This window comes from Clostridiales bacterium, assembly GCA_015243575.1.
Classification (GTDB): Bacteria; Bacillota; Clostridia; order Peptostreptococcales; family Anaerovoracaceae; genus Anoxybacterium; species Anoxybacterium hadale.
Window position 1 is genome coordinate 2,288,749 of record CP042469.1, and the last position, 15,442, is coordinate 2,304,190.

Annotated in this window: 18 protein-coding genes and 2 pseudogenes; 2 read left to right on the forward strand and 18 right to left on the reverse strand. The window is 43.9% G+C overall.

The features are described 5' to 3' along the window. The 11 genes from FRZ06_10040 to FRZ06_10090 form a co-directional block, all read right to left on the reverse strand. Positions 1-1,020 (reverse strand): baseplate J/gp47 family protein, encoded by a 1,020-nt coding sequence (locus FRZ06_10040; GenBank protein QOX65894.1) that lies wholly within the window; start codon positions 1,018-1,020, stop codon positions 1-3. Beyond that, positions 1,020-1,418, reverse strand: coding sequence for a DUF2634 domain-containing protein (locus FRZ06_10045; protein QOX63667.1), 399 nt, complete (start codon positions 1,416-1,418; stop codon positions 1,020-1,022). Before FRZ06_10045 ends, FRZ06_10040 begins: the two co-directional genes overlap by 1 nt. Continuing rightward, positions 1,415-1,648, reverse strand: coding sequence for a DNA helicase (locus FRZ06_10050; protein ID QOX63668.1), 234 nt, complete (start codon positions 1,646-1,648; stop codon positions 1,415-1,417). The genes FRZ06_10045 and FRZ06_10050 overlap by 4 nt, the downstream gene beginning before the upstream one ends. Then, positions 1,645-2,583 carry a hypothetical protein gene (locus tag FRZ06_10055; GenBank protein QOX63669.1) on the reverse strand — a complete coding sequence of 313 codons (939 nt, stop codon included), beginning with the start codon at positions 2,581-2,583 and terminating at the stop codon, positions 1,645-1,647. Before FRZ06_10055 ends, FRZ06_10050 begins: the two co-directional genes overlap by 4 nt. Positions 2,584-2,593: 10 nt before the next feature. Next, positions 2,594-3,259 carry a LysM peptidoglycan-binding domain-containing protein gene (locus tag FRZ06_10060; protein QOX63670.1) on the reverse strand — a complete coding sequence of 222 codons (666 nt, stop codon included), beginning with the start codon at positions 3,257-3,259 and terminating at the stop codon, positions 2,594-2,596. Further along, positions 3,259-5,064, reverse strand: a complete 1,806-nt coding sequence (locus FRZ06_10065; GenBank protein QOX63671.1) for a tape measure protein — start codon at positions 5,062-5,064, stop codon at positions 3,259-3,261. The genes FRZ06_10060 and FRZ06_10065 overlap by 1 nt, the downstream gene beginning before the upstream one ends. 181 nt (positions 5,065-5,245) lie before the next feature. After that, entirely contained in the window at positions 5,246-5,650 is a 405-nt protein-coding gene (locus FRZ06_10070) for a phage portal protein (protein ID QOX63672.1), read from the reverse strand. Between the two features lie 54 nt (positions 5,651-5,704). Continuing rightward, positions 5,705-6,181: a phage portal protein gene (locus FRZ06_10075; GenBank protein ID QOX63673.1), complete on the reverse strand. Its 477-nt coding sequence runs from the start codon at positions 6,179-6,181 to the stop codon at positions 5,705-5,707. A gap of 15 nt (positions 6,182-6,196) precedes the next feature. Then, complete coding sequence (locus tag FRZ06_10080) at positions 6,197-7,243, reverse strand: phage tail sheath protein (GenBank protein QOX63674.1); 1,047 nt, start codon at positions 7,241-7,243, stop codon at positions 6,197-6,199. Between the two features lie 14 nt (positions 7,244-7,257). Then, positions 7,258-7,674: a hypothetical protein gene (locus FRZ06_10085; protein ID QOX63675.1), complete on the reverse strand. Its 417-nt coding sequence runs from the start codon at positions 7,672-7,674 to the stop codon at positions 7,258-7,260. Positions 7,675-7,926: 252 nt separating this feature from the next. Next, complete coding sequence (locus FRZ06_10090) at positions 7,927-8,172, reverse strand: hypothetical protein (protein QOX63676.1); 246 nt, start codon at positions 8,170-8,172, stop codon at positions 7,927-7,929. Positions 8,173-8,195: 23 nt separating this feature from the next. Between FRZ06_10090 and FRZ06_10095 the strand changes: the two are divergent. Together FRZ06_10095 and FRZ06_10100 are read left to right on the forward strand one after the other, a co-directional pair. Beyond that, positions 8,196-8,327: pseudogene (locus FRZ06_10095) on the forward strand (flagellar motor protein MotB). 558 nt (positions 8,328-8,885) lie between these two features. Next, positions 8,886-8,972 (forward strand): annotated as a pseudogene (locus FRZ06_10100) (RNA-binding protein). Between the two features lie 694 nt (positions 8,973-9,666). Here FRZ06_10100 and FRZ06_10105 read toward each other — a convergent pair. The 7 genes from FRZ06_10105 to FRZ06_10135 form a co-directional block, all read right to left on the reverse strand. Next, positions 9,667-10,203, reverse strand: coding sequence for a DUF2313 domain-containing protein (locus FRZ06_10105; protein ID QOX63677.1), 537 nt, complete (start codon positions 10,201-10,203; stop codon positions 9,667-9,669). Continuing rightward, positions 10,200-11,249: a baseplate J/gp47 family protein gene (locus FRZ06_10110; protein ID QOX63678.1), complete on the reverse strand. Its 1,050-nt coding sequence runs from the start codon at positions 11,247-11,249 to the stop codon at positions 10,200-10,202. Before FRZ06_10110 ends, FRZ06_10105 begins: the two co-directional genes overlap by 4 nt. Next, positions 11,242-11,664: a DUF2634 domain-containing protein gene (locus tag FRZ06_10115; GenBank protein ID QOX63679.1), complete on the reverse strand. Its 423-nt coding sequence runs from the start codon at positions 11,662-11,664 to the stop codon at positions 11,242-11,244. The genes FRZ06_10110 and FRZ06_10115 overlap by 8 nt, the downstream gene beginning before the upstream one ends. Then, positions 11,661-11,918: a DUF2577 domain-containing protein gene (locus FRZ06_10120; GenBank protein QOX63680.1), complete on the reverse strand. Its 258-nt coding sequence runs from the start codon at positions 11,916-11,918 to the stop codon at positions 11,661-11,663. Before FRZ06_10120 ends, FRZ06_10115 begins: the two co-directional genes overlap by 4 nt. A 61-nt stretch (positions 11,919-11,979) precedes the next feature. Beyond that, on the reverse strand, positions 11,980-12,960 hold the full coding sequence (locus FRZ06_10125) for an alpha/beta hydrolase (GenBank protein QOX63681.1): 981 nt from the start codon (positions 12,958-12,960) through the stop codon (positions 11,980-11,982). 13 nt (positions 12,961-12,973) lie between these two features. After that, positions 12,974-13,615: a LysM peptidoglycan-binding domain-containing protein gene (locus FRZ06_10130; protein QOX63682.1), complete on the reverse strand. Its 642-nt coding sequence runs from the start codon at positions 13,613-13,615 to the stop codon at positions 12,974-12,976. A gap of 16 nt (positions 13,616-13,631) precedes the next feature. After that, a complete protein-coding gene (locus FRZ06_10135) occupies positions 13,632-15,200 on the reverse strand; it encodes a hypothetical protein (protein QOX63683.1) in 1,569 nt (522 codons plus the stop codon). Positions 15,201-15,442: the final 242 nt, after the last annotated feature.

Genomic DNA, 15,442 nt, shown 5'->3' on the forward strand with positions numbered 1-15,442 from the left:
TCAATCAACCTCCGTTAAAGAGATCGTTCCTACTGTAGGGACCTGCGTTTCTCCTATGGTAATATTGGCCGTACCTCCATTGACCAAAAGTGAATCGTAATCTTTCACCCCTGCGGTATCAAGCAGCAGACTTCCAACCTTTGCGTGGCTCACAGAATATGTCCTAAAGACTAGGCTATTCAGATATTCTGCTACCATGATCCGGAACGAGGCCTGTACATCATTATAATTCCTGGACCCATCGAGCCATATATTGGCAGATATTGTAATGGGAACGCAGTCAGGACTTTGAACCGTAACGGCAGCTCCAATGGGGCGAACCGTTTCGATAAATGCTGCTACAGAATTCGGCAAGCTTTCATCGATCTCCACATTGCTATCAACAACGAGTACTTTCACAGTTCCGGGGCCATTCCACAGGGGAAGAACCTTTGCATTGCCGGTACCCTGAACCTTTAACGCCCACTCTTTGTAGTGATCCGCATTTCCAGAGGTGCTGGGCGCTTGCGCTTTCGCATAGAACCTTGATCTCAAATTATCGTCCGTTTCTTCATCAGCTCCTGATGTTATGACATCGGTCAGCACTGCCGTTACTCCGGCGAGATTATCGATGTTTTCCAGTGCTCCGTCGTAGAGGTTTCCTATATCACCCTCCTGTTCACAGATGGCACTGTAGACATTTGTTGCTGTCAATTCCGTAATCTTATAAGTTGTATCGTTGATCCCCCATCTGGTTCCGATATTCACGGTGCCGTTTGTCTCTACTTTTCGAACAGCATGAGTTGCTGCTTTTCGAGATATGCCGTAGTCCGCCACAACACGATCGAGATACTCTCCAGAGGCTGTATCACCGAAGACCAGATCCAGAAACTGATTGAGGTTATAGTAGGTTTGGGCAAGCTCATAAGCGCAGGGGGCCAATGCATCATAGATCACGCTTCCCTCTCGCTTATCTACGTCAGCGCCTACCCGCCCAAGCATATGAGACATAATGTTTTCATAAGTCTTATCAGAAAACATCATAAATTCACCTCCTTTGTGATGGTGATTTCTCCATAAATACTAACCACATTGAAGGTACAAAGAAGTTGGTCCCCTGTCACAGCAAAGTTAAAATCATCAACACTCTCAATGCGATCATCCCGCAGCAGGCACTCCTGAACTCTCCTTTTGAGTTCCACCTTCACATAAGAAACATCTTTGCCGATGAGTGAATCCAGCTCAATTCCGTAGGAAAAGCTGTAAATGGGATACTCGCACTTTTCTGTGTTCAAGACCTTATTAACTGCTTGTTTCAGCGCTTCCCGCCCGTCAACATACCCTTGGATATTGGTTTCATTCAGCCTGTAGGTTCTATTTGTGTCTATTTTGTCAACGATTTCAATATCGGTTGAAAGCGATGCCTTTGGTATTGTCATTCGGTAATCACCTCCAGAACGTAGAATTGCTGTCCGCCATGGTTCCGCAGCAGCCTGACTCTTTGCCCGATGATAAGAGACGACTTTAGATTTCCAAGGATCAATTCATCAGGCAAGATCAGCTTATCACTAATTCTAATTCCGTCTCTCGTTACAGTGCCCGTAAGCAAGCAGCAAAGGGCAGCGGAATTCAGATAGTTATGTACGATTGTTTTGATTTCGTTGATCATAGTACCACCTCCAGGCTCATGGTATGGACCGGCAGAAAGTTGTGGTTAACCGATTTTACGAGAAGATAACGGCCGAGTTCGATGTCTCCAATTTGTCCGTAAACACTGGTTCCTGCCCGTACACTTGTATCACCCAGGCAGTTCAGGCTAAGGCTCTCGACCTCATGGTTATATAATCCCAGAAGTTGATCTGCCATGTCCTTGGTCTTTGCGTAATTCGCATTGTTGTCCAGTTTTTCATAATATTGCAGCAAACCATAACGTATAATGGAATTACTGTCTATCGCTATGTAGGTATCGTCTTTTCCGCTGGTATCATTTCTGCTGACCAGCTTGATTTGATTATAGAATTCATCATCAATTGACTGTTCATAGCTATAGTCGTAAACCAGGCTCTCATCTCCCAGCACCAGGCTCAATCTCAAGTTATCCAAATCTCGAAGGGTGATTTTTCCAAACTCATCTCGTAACGCATATTTTTTACCAAGGTATAATACGGTATCACTGATTCCCGAGTAGACCATGTCGAGCCAGGTCTTGTCGTAATGGGAGCTAGTCGCAAGCAAGTACCCGGAATCCTCTATCGTCCCATATTTTAAGCCAAGGGTATTGCACATCCTTTTTACGAGGGTTGCAGCCGTGTCATTTTTCACTAAGATCGTGTCTTTCGCCTTGCAATATCTCAGCTGATCATAGGCGGTGACACTAATCTCTTTGTCCCTCCCCCTACCGTGCTTGAAAACATAGCCGAAAAAAATATTGTTATCGTTAAATTTAAAGCTCACAGCACTTCCGTTGTTTACTGAAAGATCGTCATTGATGCAGGTAAATTCCAGTTTGCTGCACCCGTCATTTAGCGAATCCTTATAGGATACCTTCGTCACCAGCTGGCTGATCTCATAAGTGCTGTCATCTGTATTTAATAGAAATTCCATGATTCACCGCCTAATTTGGTATTGTCAGAATCTGACCAGGATAAATCAGGGCTGGATTCTTTACCTTGTCTGTATTGGCCTGATAAATCTTCGTGTACTTCGACCCGTCGCCATAATATTTTTTCGAGATTGCCCATAGAGTGTCACCCTTTACGACTGTATGGGTTCCGGAATTCTTAGGATTTTCCGTTTCAGCAGCTGCAGTTTCCTTCACAACATAATGACCGTCATCCATCTTGAGAAGTTGAGACGCCTTTCCGTAGGGCTTGTACTCAATCAGCGAAAAGGATACATATTTATCTCCCTCTTCACCTGCCCGCTCCGTGATATCCAGATCCCGAATCAATACCAGCGTGTTGATATCGTCGCCGATCCCATTGGTGGCGATAAAGCGGACTGGAACAAGCCCGCTTCTCCATCTCTCAAATCTCTTTAAATAGTAGTCTGCATCCTTAAACCGATTCGGTGTCCTCACATAGTGGTAAGCTTTTCGAGGGAGCTCGCAGTCAAAAGAGTATTCCTTTAATTCCATTCTGGTTGGAACTGCAATCTGATCCAGCCCAAGCACCTCATATTTCTCAACAGAAAGGGAGCTTTTTACCTTCACTTCGTCCGGATTGACCGGCAAGCGATACGTTCGATTGCCATAATCAAAAAAGATCGCATAGTCACTCATCAATATACCCCCTCACCTGCTGTGGCAATTTGTTCTCTCAGGATCCGCTGGATTCTGCCGGCCACCTTGTCAGCATCGGCTTCCTTATGAATATCTCCGAAAGATACCTGGATATTGGGCGCCACTGTAGCCGTACTGAATTTGTTGATATAGTCCCGTTCTGCGATATCCCGCAAATACTGAATATCCTCTTCCGCCATGTCAACAGCAAGATTTCCGTTTGAGCCAGTGCCCTGTACAGAAACTGGATTGCTGGGAGTGCCGAGGTCGCTGCTACCGGAAAAACCAGGTATATTTGACGCATCCGAACCGCCATATCCAAACGTATTTGATCCATCTGTACCTAGTCCAAATCCATTTGTAAAACTGCTTATTTGATCTTTAATATCTCCAATTTTGTTTTTTCCTGCATCATAAAGGCCCTTACCTACATTGGACCCCTTTTCAAATACCTCTGAGTAATTAAAGGTTTTCTTATATTCCAGACCCTCTGTAAAGCCTTTAAACTTGTCGATTGGATTTACATCAATGAGTTCAAGCCCGCTTAAGATCTCTATTAGAAAATTAATCTTTGATATGAATTTGTTGATTAGCGAAGTAATAAAAAGGTCAATCAACTTTATTGCTCCGATAAAAGCGTTCTGTATATAAACTGGAATATCTAAGAAAATAGCCACTAATGCAGATGCAAGGCCAAAGATAAACCCAAAAACGCTTTGTGCAGTAACTCCAAGTTTTCCAAGCACAAATATTATGGCAGCAACCGCAGCAACGATCAGGAGTATCGGCCAGCTAGCAGCAATCCATCCTGCAGCTTGCGCAAGAATGGGCGAAACCATTCCCCAAAGTGCAGGTATTAATGCCAGGAGCTTTGTCCTCAAACCGTTTAGATATGATATTGCCAGCGCGAATAAAATGGGTCCGATGATGTCCCATGCACCAATTATTGAATCAACCAACCAGCTTAAGACACTTCCTATTGCATAAATACCTAATATAATGCTATTTAAATAGGGCTCAAATTCACTTGATCCCATAAAGCTGCTTATGCTCTCTATAACGCCGCCAAAAGCTTCAATTGTAACATTTCTGATTCGGTCCAGTACCTCCGAAAACTTCATTGGCAAGTTTGAAAATTCACTATTAATATCATTTGAAGCAGCAAACATAGCATTTTTCAAAAGATCTGCCGTAAGGGTACCTTCTGCAGCCATTTTACTAAGCTCCAGCTTAGATTTTCCGGTGAAAGATTCCATTGCTTTTAAAATAGCCGGCGCATTTTTTGTAATGTTATCAAAAACTCCATCATCGACCGTACCTGTTCCCATTGATTTTATTACTTGATCAATTCCAGCAGATTGAGTTGCATCGTCAGTTCCGCCAAGCTTATATGATTTATGCATCAGCTCTGAAAATCCTAACGCTTCATCGTTTGACAAGGAGCTGTTAGTCATTCCTTTAAGATCAGAAAAAGTACGCACAATATTGGAATAAGAAGTTCTTGAACGATTCGCCGCAGCAAAGATCTTCTCCTGAAGATTCTCCTGTACTCCCAGCTCATTATTTACAGCCTTTATTCTCGTCTGCACGCGCGTATATTCATCTGCCATCTTCATGCCATTCTTTATAACATCAAGGATTAAATCGGCCTTAGACTCCGTATTTTTTAAGCTTTTATTCAGATTGTTGACTGAGATGTTTGTCTGATCAAATTTCATAGATGCCGTATCTGCCATTTTCGATAGCACTTGCATTGAAACCGAAGTTCTATCGTATAGCGCAAGTGACGTATTTAAAGTACTCATCACCTTTTCCTCCCCTTCTTCGGAATATTTTTTGATGCATTTTTTTCTTCCTCAACGCGCACGATAATGCTTCCATAAATGAATGCTTTTTCTTCATGGCTCATGGAGCTTAATTGTGAAGGAAGGATACGCAATTTTTGGAGGGCAAAGTGTGCCAAGTTAAACTCGGCATCGCCCTCCCTTATTCGTTTTTTACTTCATCAATATCCTTGTTGATATCTTTATCAAGGCCGCTGAGTTCCTGAACTGCCTGAGCCAGGTTTGCAAATTCTCCGATGAGCAGCATGTTTTTCAGCGTCTCAGTTTCACCAAGTCCGTACTTATCCTGGAGCTTTGCATCCGAAAGATTTGGTTCCACGACAGCACTTGCCGTCAACGCCTGGACATACTCCGTACGGTTAAAGGTCTCAACGCCTTTCTTGTCGACCTTTGTATATTTCTTGATCAGCTGTTCATTTTCCTTTTGCGTGATGGGCTTTATAATAAAGGGGCTCGGTTTACCGTCCTCCCCCAGAAACCGTTCCGAAACGATGACCTCACGATTCCCGATCTGAACCGGGTTTAAAAATGCTTTTATTGAACTCATTTTGTTTTCTCCTAACAATTGTTGAAAGAAGAGAGGAGCGCAAGGCTCCTTCTCTTATCTGTAGTTTTCCGGAAGCGCAAAGCTTTCCAGAACGTTGATTCCGTCATAGGTAAAGTCGGTGTCAAAAGTGATGGGATCATCAGAACTGTCATCAAGCACCGCCACCGGAATGGATGCGAATATAACATTTGACAGAACGACTTCCTGCCTTCCTACGGTGGACTGAGCGTCCTCGTTGTATACCTGCAGTGTGATTCCGTTGTAATTGCCTTCCTTAAGGTAAGCTAATGCCTGTTTCAGCACTTCACTGTTCATAAAATACATGGTCAGGCTTCCGGTTCCTTCTGCCCCAGTCACCTTGTGTTGCGTCATTCTGCTGCCCAGCATTCTTTTTGCTGATACGGTCAATCCTAGCTGTGCTTTCAAAGTGGATACCTCAAACAGTTCCCTGTTTGACCCGTTGATGGTAATATAGGCCTTCCCCTCATGAGAGGATATGGTATCCGCGATTCTTGTATAATTATCTGACATGATTTTATCCTCCTATTAAGCTAAGTTCACAGTGATATAGATTTTCTCGACGCTGTCTACTGGCTGAACATAGCTATCAATGACCACTGCATCAGAGTCAACACCGGCAGAAACCGTTACATCATCCTCTGTAAAATTCTGAATTGCAGACAGGTTCTGAAGCTCGGTAAAATACTGAACCAAGGTTGCCCTCAGCAGAGCCCTGCCGTCAGCGTTATTGTTGGTTTTGCCGACGTAGTTTGCCTCGAAGATCTCAACGATGTCATTATTGATTCCATCGATGGTTCTCATCACTCTGTTTTTTCTGAACATTTCACCTTTGTCCACAGTAAATGAAACCAGCGAATTGATGTCATAAACAGCGGTAACATTCTGAGCAGAATCAACCTTGAATATAAATTTACCGGCTGACACAGCAGCTTCCATTTCACTTTTTGTTAGTCTGGGAACGACATCAATGGCATCTGTATACTTTTTTCCTGTATTGGACTGATAAATTGTTGCTCCTGCAGTAACACCCGCTACCCAGGCTGTTGTGTGAGCACTGGTAAGTGTTGTGCCGTCCGATAATCTCACGCCCTGAGTCACATTGACGACTGCTTCAGAATCGCCTGAATAATCCGCCAGAACAGACTGAATCTTACGACCCTCTGTATCCCTCATGGCTGTGATCCAAGTCTTAATGGCCGCTTGGCTGGCAGCGTGGGTTGCTGCGGTAAAAGGATAGCAAAGAGTATTAAAGTCAACTGTTTTTAATGAATCCAAAGCACTGGTGAGCGCGCTGGAATCATGAGCTGAACCAAGGTTATATACGATAACCGTTTTTGCTCCCTTCAGAGCCTGATTGACCAAAATCTTATCCGCATCAGTTGCTCCGCTTGGATAACTGCTTGCATCCGTTGCTGTTACAGGATACATTTCACCTGCAGCACCAACAGACATCTCCTGAAGCAGTACGACAATTCCCCTCTCACCGGGCGTGATCGACAATGCCGTGTTGGTGAGAAAGTTTATGTACGCTCCCGGTAAAATCTTGTTTTGACTGGTCCATGATCCTCCCATGATGACCCTCCTTTTCAAACACTAGTTGTAGCTTCTATTTGCTGCATAGATACAGCTTCCTCAACTTTCATTTCTGAATAGCTGATATCAAAGGTTACATGCAATACTTGCTCTATTATCTGAGCACTTTTGTTCCTGACCCGGTATGTCCCCGCCGAATCAAAAGACCTGACGAGAATTTCCTGTACCCTCATCAGGTCTTTTTTATTTTCGGCGGTATCTAGATTGCTGTAATACCCTAGATCAAAATATAGTATACTTTGGTATTTGTTTTTTAGTTTCTTGCTGTAGGTCTGCTTCGTCAACAAGAGTAAGAAATATGGTTTCTCACTGCCCTCTGGAACTTTTTCGTCAAAGAGAGCATAGCCTTCTTCTGGCGGGAACAAGGCTGTAAGCTTGTCCTTTATGGACTGTTTTATTTCGTTGAGCATGGTTCAATCTCCTTCTTGAATATAGTATCGTCAGTGCTACTGCCAGTCTCCCAAAAACATAGAGGATTTCCCCTGAAGAGCGATTCTTTAAAATAATCTGCATTCCGTTATTAATCAGTATTTCCCTGACTGCCTGATGCTTATCGGGCGATAATCCGACAACTATGTGCGATCAGGCTTTTTCCAACATAGATACTAACATATCACTGGAGTTCGAAGTATTCCGTTCAGGTTTCAATTTCTTTATTTATTTTACTCTCCTGTTCCATTTGAGGCTTCCGATTGAGCAGGTTTAGAGGGTATTGATATTGGATGGATCCAAACGCCGTCTATGTAATAGTCACCAATCCAAAAACCTGGCTCTTCCGGAACAAGATCGTCGTACATTCCAGTTCCATCGCAGAGTGCCCGGAACTCTTTGACTTTTTCCATAGATTCAAAATATCCCATGTTGGTGCATACACCATTCTCAATAAATGCCCAATTGTTTTGAAACATATTTTTCCTCTCCCCGTTCTTAATATAATATAACTACTACTCCAGCTCCTCCAGCTCCTCCAGCTCCAGCCGCTCCACCAGCGTTTACACCGTAGTTTCCTCCAGCGCCTCCGCCGCCTCCGCCGCCTCCGCCTTTTACTGTAGAAGAAACACCGGCAGTACCCGCGGCTCCTACAGCCGTATTACTTGCACCGCCTCCGCCTTTTCCTCCAGCTCCAGCGCTATTTCCAGCGGCTCCTCCGTTTCCGCCAGTTCCAGCGCCAGAGGATCTTGAATCGCCGCCTCCGCCGCCTCCGCCGCCTCCGCCTCCATACATTGTTCGGTTTGGTCCGCAATAGCATCCGAGTCCTGCTAACTGGCTGTAGTATCCATTTCCACCACTCCCACCTACTTGTCCTGAGTTACCACCGGGATTACCATTTTCACGTGTATATAGTCCACCAGCTCCACCAGTCGCGCCATTTACGGAACTTCCAGTATAAGCTCCGTAAGATCCGCCTCCGCCTCCGCCATTACATCCATCTCCTCCAGTGCCTACTCCACCTGACCATCCTGTTTTACCGCCTAAACCTGTTTTTACAGTTGATATCCCATTAAAAGACGTTGTTCCTCCATCTCCTCCGTTTGCACCCGCAGCCCCAGCAGCCCCAGCAGCCCCAATCACGATCGGAATCGCAGAAGTTGACGTCACAAAAAAACTATCTATGGATACCCCGTAGCCGCCTCCGCCTCCGCCTCCGCCTCCTGCCGCGATTGAACTACCAGTTGTTCCACCTCCGCCGCCTCCACCTCCGCCGGACATCATAAACACGGCTATTTCCATATTAGATCTAGGAGGATTCCAGCTTCCAGTAGTACTTATTACTGTTATATTTTGTTTAGGAGGTATCATTTTCAAGGCATCATCAACTGTTGACACTCCAAACAATGCTGCAACTACCGATGATAATCCCATTTCACTGGCCAATAAGTCTTGCCACGTTGCAGTTCCTGTTGCTGAATATTGCAGTACTTGATTTGTAGCTCCTCCTGCTGGTATATGCTTATTCCCCGCCGTGGTCGGATGCACATATTTATTATCATCCACATATTGTTTGTTTGCCGCATGGGAGCTCTGGGTTGGGGCTGAAATGTTTAATGAACCATTAACACTAACATTTCCATCCTTACCAATTGCAAGTCTTTCTGCAGTTCCGCTCTGCACAACGCTAAGCTTGTTTTCCAATGCTTCAACATGCCATTCCTTTGAAAAGTTGCGGAAAAACTGTAGATGGTTGTTATCGCCATTGCTAATTAATGTTGGAAAGAATTTTACTCCTGTTAATATCTGCTCTCCACCTAGTTTTACATTTTGATCATCTAGCACTTCGAAATGTTCTTCCACTTCTTTCAACGCCGTATCAATGCGATCCATATTCTCATTCTGAACTTCAACATCATAGTAATCTGTCGTCAGCGGCTTTTTAAGCCCATAATTCTCAGTTGTTGTTGCCATTATATTCTCACCTCATTCTTTAATTGGCCATGTGTATAGGAAGACAACTCTGCGTGTGTATAAGCACTGAGCGCCTCATGCGTGTTAAATATGAATACATATGAATATGCCAGGTGCGCCGGTTTGATCTCCTCAATGGCCTTGGTCAGATCCGCCATATTAGGAGGCAGCCCAAAAGTCCCGGTGAATTTGACTTCAAACCGATTCTCATGATTATATTCAATAATAGCAACCTCGCCATTGGAAAAGCTCTCTGCCACATTCCGAATCATCGCTGCAGTAGTTGTCCCTGCTCCTCGCAGCTTGCTCATGACTCTTTCTCGACGAAAAGAATATGGCTTAGTAGCATCTGTCTCAAGGCCAAGTGCTTTCTCCCATGTACTTAATCCCCAAGTTGCAGTTGACACATTCATTTGCCGAAGCAATTCAGTTTTCGCAGAATAAAGTGAATCTGTCCATGTTCCAAACGCAGTTTGTAGCTTAACAGCTTCCGTAGAACTTTTGTAATAATCCGGCAGTAAATGAGTCAGATTCATGATCCAGTCACCTCCACTGATCCAAGAACGGGAACCTGATCAGGTCCGATTTTCACATTTTCCGTTTCTCCGTTGATTGTTAGTTCAGAGTAATTAATTACACCATCAATGCCAAGAAGCATCGCTGCAACCCGATTATATAAAATTGTATATTTTGAAAATGAAATATTCTTTAGAAAGGAATCGAGAGCCATTGTAAAAGTTGCTTCTACAACTGATACGGTTGTAGAGGTGTCAATTTCCACAGCAGCAGAGACATTAACCTCCAGCCCTTCAGCACTCTTAACCGCAATAGTTGCTCCGATAGGCCGATGTTCCTCTATATTTAAGGCACAATTATCAACAATCGTCGAATCCACAGGCATATTATCATCCCCAGTGATCAGCACCTTGACTGTTCCAGGTCCATCCCACAATGGCGTGACTTTCGCTGCTCCAACGCCATCCACGGCCAGAGCCCATTGTCTGTAATGGGAGGCATTCCCGGATGTTGCGGGGTTTTGGAGGAAATCGTAAAATCTAGCAACCAAAGCAGCATCAGTTTCTTCGTCTGTACCTCCGGCAGCCTTCGTATTCGTAACCGAGATGAGGCCGCTTACAGTGACGATCTGATGCGTAATTGTGCCAGCATCCACATTGTATTCATTGCCAATCTCCGCAGCAGTTGCATTTAGCGTTGCCATGCCGCCGGTTATCGTCACAGACGAATCGGTCTCAAACTGCAGTCCCTCTGCTGTAAGAAAGACCTTTCCTGCCTCGATTTTTGTATTGTCGATTCCAGTAAAGGTTAATTGTGTTGTCGCTTTCATTCCTGGTTTTCGCTTAATGCCGTATTCCGAACATCGCTTGTCTATGTATTCCCCGGATGTTTCATCAATATAAACGATTGGCACAACGGCATCGAGGGCCTGATAGTATTTCCATATTTCATGGGCTACGGTACTGACCATATCGCTTGTGTAGCTGCCTTCGCTGGTATTGATATCCGTATTCAGTCTGCTCAGGATATCGCTTTTGATCGCCTCAACTGTATAATGTTCATACATTCACTTCCACCTCCCCATAAATTGTTTTTAGGCTGGCCTGAATCTTTAGATTTCCTTCGGAAAACGCTGCTGTTACATCGGAAACACTTGATATATAAGGGCAAACCAGCAAGCACTCCTCAAAGTAACGTGCAGCTTCTGATTGTTTCAATTCCTCTGTAAAAGGTTGGCCAATCAGCGATTCCACCTCATTTCCGTAATCCCATGTATAAATTTCATGCCGAAACCGCGGTGTGTGTAGTGCTTTCCATGCCCATACTACCACCGCATCTTTCCCAGAAACAATCATAGGAGATCCGCCTTTATAAATCGGAATATTGTTTATAAAGTCCCATTTGACCTCTTTAAAAAGCGGCATAGCCTTTTCAGCTTCTGACGTCTGCGGTTGAATACTCGGAAAAAGTGTTTTGCTCATACCTCCACCACCTTGCAGATTATTATGTATCGTTGTTCATTTTCAATAGGGATCAGAAGCAGCTGCTCTCCAGTCTCAAACTCTGTCAGGCTGCTGCTTTTTAAAAGTGCATCCTCCTCCTGAATTGTTTGCGCCACATTGACCTTTAATGGGGCAGGAGTAATTACTTCTCCCAACCTGACAAATGCAGGAATCTGTTTTTTCGCTTCCTCCCGAATCCCCCTTACCAAAGAAGTGAAAGGATTGTCTTCCACTTAAATCACCTCCCCAAACTGTAAATCGCAACCAATCCCTGACCAAGTATCTGGTTCTTGCTTAGCCAAGCTTGCCCACGTCCTTTTCATTCATCATGTTTTCGAAATTTAGAACCAATTTATTGGTATACTGGCCTTTGTTCCACATATGAACATCGTTGTCGATATAAAAAAGACCGTACAATCCAGTATACGGTTCTTGAACAATCACAGTATTTCCCGTGATATTAAGCGGACTACCCAAATTTTCTACGGTGATCTTTTGTGATACATCGTAGTCTTTCAGTATTTTCTCAGCTTCCTTCGCTGCGTCTTCATCATCCGTCTTTCTGAGATAGCTTTGCAACCGTCCATAAAGTTTCACTGCCTCGCTATTTTCTTTTGTATCGATCAGCTGGTCTTTCGAATTATAGATTCGGACTTGATTGATCATACTTTCAATGCTTTCCGTGGTGGAGGCTGATATAAGATTTCTGCCGCTGCTTAAAATCAATGGCTCATTCGCCATTCCTTTTTCTATGACATCAAGCTCGAGACCTCTGAACCTGATCTGATACTTTTTCCCCGTTTTGACCGATGCAATGGTGTATGCAGTTTGAATCATGCTGTAGAGATCCACCCCAATGAAATTTCTGCTGATTTTCACCCCGGTTGCTGCTATCCGTCCAGGCTTAATTCCAAAGTCAGTGCAAATCCGTTTCGTAATTGCCTCCGGCGTCCAATTGGGGAACTTGTACACCGCTTCATTCCGCTTCAGATAGATTCCATAGTCGAAGCAGGTAACGTTGATGCTGCTCCCTGATGTGCTCTTATGTCTTGAGAATACAATGCCGTTGAACAGCTCCTGACTATCAAGCGTAACAACCACCTGGTTGCCGAGTTCACAGGATACCACAGGAAGATTTGTATCGATTGCAGAAGCAACCATGCTAAACTCCAGGGTTCTGGCACATTGCTGAAATTCTCCTGAGAGAGAGATGCTTGGAACCAGCTGCGAAATATCTACTGAACCGTTTTTCCCTGTAATTGAAAGTTTAATCATTAAAACCACACTCCTAAACCAGCAAACTCTTGTCAGGAATTTTGATGCTCTGACCCGTGTAGATCAGATTCGGGTTTTTTATATTGTTGTACTTCGCCAGTTTGGGATAGAGGGAAGCATTGCCATAGTATTTTTTACAGATGGCGCTGAGTGTATCACCTGATGCAACCTTGTGTTCATTTGGGGTGGGATGTGCTGCGGCAGGCTCTCTTGCATTATTTTGTGTGCCCACTGATGGGTCAATATTTGCTGCCAGAGTCCTGTATTTACGCAGTGAAATCGACGCATAGACATCTCTGGTTCCGTCTCTCTCGCCATATGCGATATCCTCAATTAGTACCGGGACATTTACCATGGTATCGGAGACAATGAAACGGATCACCTTTCTGGCGTCGCACCAAACCTCAAGTTCCTGAATGTACTTATACGGATCGGAATACATGAGATTCTGAATGAATGGATAATGCTTGGATGGAAACATGCAGTCAATTTTAAACGCACATAATGTACCATAACCCGCCAAATTGATATCGCCAAGTCCATGAATATTGATAGTTTCTATTTTCACTCCATGGGATACATTAAAGCTGCCCGGCGTAACAGGAAGAACAATTTCCTTGCTGGTATCCGGTTCTCTGAAGATAAATTTACGCAACCTTATTCCTCCCTTCTTAATATGCCATGACCATACGGGTCTTCTCGATCTCCCTGAATAATGCCCTGGCGATTTTCCCGATATCTGCCTCTTCCCTGACGGTGAAATTGTTTCCTGTTACGGTTACTCCGCCACCTTTTCCATAGCCGCGATTTTCACTTGCTGTGAGGACACGTTCTCCTTCATGAAGCATGGCTGGAAAATTGTTGTAGGGGACGTAGTTTAAGCCGTAGGCGCTTTGCTTTCGATAAGCGGCAGGAGTAATTCCCCTGACAGGTATTATCTGTGTCCCTTCCTTACCGGCAGCCATAAGCCCTTCCGTCAGTTTATTATTAATCTCTCTTACAGTTACCCATCCCGCATCATTTGCTTCTGCTGAGGTTTGTAAATTTGAGATCAGTTCTAAATTCGAATCCTTAACCTTCTGAACGTCTTCATCACCTGCATATTCGTTTGCTGAGATTGCCCCCGCCTCCATTTGCAGGTTCTTCTTTTGAAGAACACTTGTATCTGAGTTTTTAAATTCTTCATTCATTGTTTTAAAGCGTTCTATAGATTCATCTGAATATCCTGTATTCTTTAGGTCATTAATTACATTTTGATCAAATTGATCTGCAACAAGGGCTTTTTTCGCTTCGATATCATACGCTTGCTTTTTATTCTCCAGGCCTGCCATGAAATCGGCGTATTCCGTATCGATTTCTGCATTTTTTTTACCCTCATCAGATTCCAAAAAAGCTATTTGATCGTAGATATCACCTTTATTTTCGTCATCGTTCAACAACTTATTTTGATAAGCGTTTCCAGCCGCAAGTAAGTTCTCATCATTAAGGCCTTTCAATTTATTTATTTCATCCAGCAATATAGTGCCTTCTGCTTTACTAAGTGAAAGGCTCGCGGCACTGGTGATCATTTCGTTTTTTGCCTCGTCGATATCGTTGTACTGCTTGCCATAATAAGCTTTAAATGAGTCATCTCTTTTTGAGTAGTTTTCTAGTGCTCCGTTTATTAGTCCTATTCCAACTCCAATTGCAGCTCCCGTCAAGGCTCCGGCAATTCCTGCAAAGGCACCCATCTGCGCTCCCATGAGCCCCATAGAAAAGGCATTGCTAACCATTGTGCCCTCCTCATCTCCAAGGGCACTTTTCGAATATACTGATACAGCTTTATTAGTCGTATTAATGACAGCTTCAGAGAATTGATCTAACCCAAGCTTTTTCATCTCGCCAGCCAAACTACTCTCCTGTATGGTTTTTTTCAGCTTCCCAAAACTTTTTTCCGCATTTTGATTACCCTGAACAATATTTTCCGATTCCTTAGCCATAGTTTCAGAACCAACACCATGTACCATCTCATCCTGCAAGCTTTTTAGGGCAGCTTTTGTATTACTAATCTCCAAAATAAGGTTCTCAAGCCCCTTTTCGGCTGACGACGTGTCAATTGTCATGCTTTCATTAAATTTACTAAGTTTATTCCCCAGTGTCTCCAAGTCCTTATTGAATTTCTGTGTATCACTTCGCATGTTCTTCAGGGTTTTGGTAAAGTTGTCCTGTGCCACAATCTCAATGCTGATTTTCCGTGCCATCGTTTCGCCTCCTCCCGATTTATTCGATCTTTGAAACCTTGGTCATTGCCGCGCCACCTTGATAATTTGTTTTTTCCAATTGATACAACCTATACAACTGGTCTCGCAGCGTTTATCAGATCATCCATATGTCTTTCAAAAAAGGCCCTTATTACAACCTTATCGCCCGGAGGCAGGTTGTAATAAGCGCCTGGCAGGATGTGATGCCGCGAAAACAGGTAATACATGACCTGGGTTTCCGG

What these genes read in the sequence shown, in the direction of transcription:
- FRZ06_10040 (QOX65894.1), bottom strand. Translation starts at nt 1,020, where the DNA reads ATGTTTTCTGATAAGACTTATGAAAACATTATGTCTCATATGCTTGGG.
- FRZ06_10045 (QOX63667.1), bottom strand. Translation starts at nt 1,418, where the DNA reads ATGACAATACCAAAGGCATCGCTTTCAACCGATATTGAAATCGTTGAC.
- FRZ06_10050 (QOX63668.1), bottom strand. Translation starts at nt 1,648, where the DNA reads ATGATCAACGAAATCAAAACAATCGTACATAACTATCTGAATTCCGCT.
- FRZ06_10055 (QOX63669.1), bottom strand. Translation starts at nt 2,583, where the DNA reads ATGGAATTTCTATTAAATACAGATGACAGCACTTATGAGATCAGCCAG.
- FRZ06_10060 (QOX63670.1), bottom strand. Translation starts at nt 3,259, where the DNA reads ATGAGTGACTATGCGATCTTTTTTGATTATGGCAATCGAACGTATCGC.
- FRZ06_10065 (QOX63671.1), bottom strand. Translation starts at nt 5,064, where the DNA reads ATGAGTACTTTAAATACGTCACTTGCGCTATACGATAGAACTTCGGTT.
- FRZ06_10070 (QOX63672.1), bottom strand. Translation starts at nt 5,650, where the DNA reads ATGAGTTCAATAAAAGCATTTTTAAACCCGGTTCAGATCGGGAATCGT.
- FRZ06_10075 (QOX63673.1), bottom strand. Translation starts at nt 6,181, where the DNA reads ATGTCAGATAATTATACAAGAATCGCGGATACCATATCCTCTCATGAG.
- FRZ06_10080 (QOX63674.1), bottom strand. Translation starts at nt 7,243, where the DNA reads ATGGGAGGATCATGGACCAGTCAAAACAAGATTTTACCGGGAGCGTAC.
- FRZ06_10085 (QOX63675.1), bottom strand. Translation starts at nt 7,674, where the DNA reads ATGCTCAACGAAATAAAACAGTCCATAAAGGACAAGCTTACAGCCTTG.
- FRZ06_10090 (QOX63676.1), bottom strand. Translation starts at nt 8,172, where the DNA reads ATGTTTCAAAACAATTGGGCATTTATTGAGAATGGTGTATGCACCAAC.
- FRZ06_10105 (QOX63677.1), bottom strand. Translation starts at nt 10,203, where the DNA reads ATGAATCTGACTCATTTACTGCCGGATTATTACAAAAGTTCTACGGAA.
- FRZ06_10110 (QOX63678.1), bottom strand. Translation starts at nt 11,249, where the DNA reads ATGTATGAACATTATACAGTTGAGGCGATCAAAAGCGATATCCTGAGC.
- FRZ06_10115 (QOX63679.1), bottom strand. Translation starts at nt 11,664, where the DNA reads ATGAGCAAAACACTTTTTCCGAGTATTCAACCGCAGACGTCAGAAGCT.
- FRZ06_10125 (QOX63681.1), bottom strand. Translation starts at nt 12,960, where the DNA reads ATGATTAAACTTTCAATTACAGGGAAAAACGGTTCAGTAGATATTTCG.
- FRZ06_10135 (QOX63683.1), bottom strand. Translation starts at nt 15,200, where the DNA reads ATGGCACGGAAAATCAGCATTGAGATTGTGGCACAGGACAACTTTACC.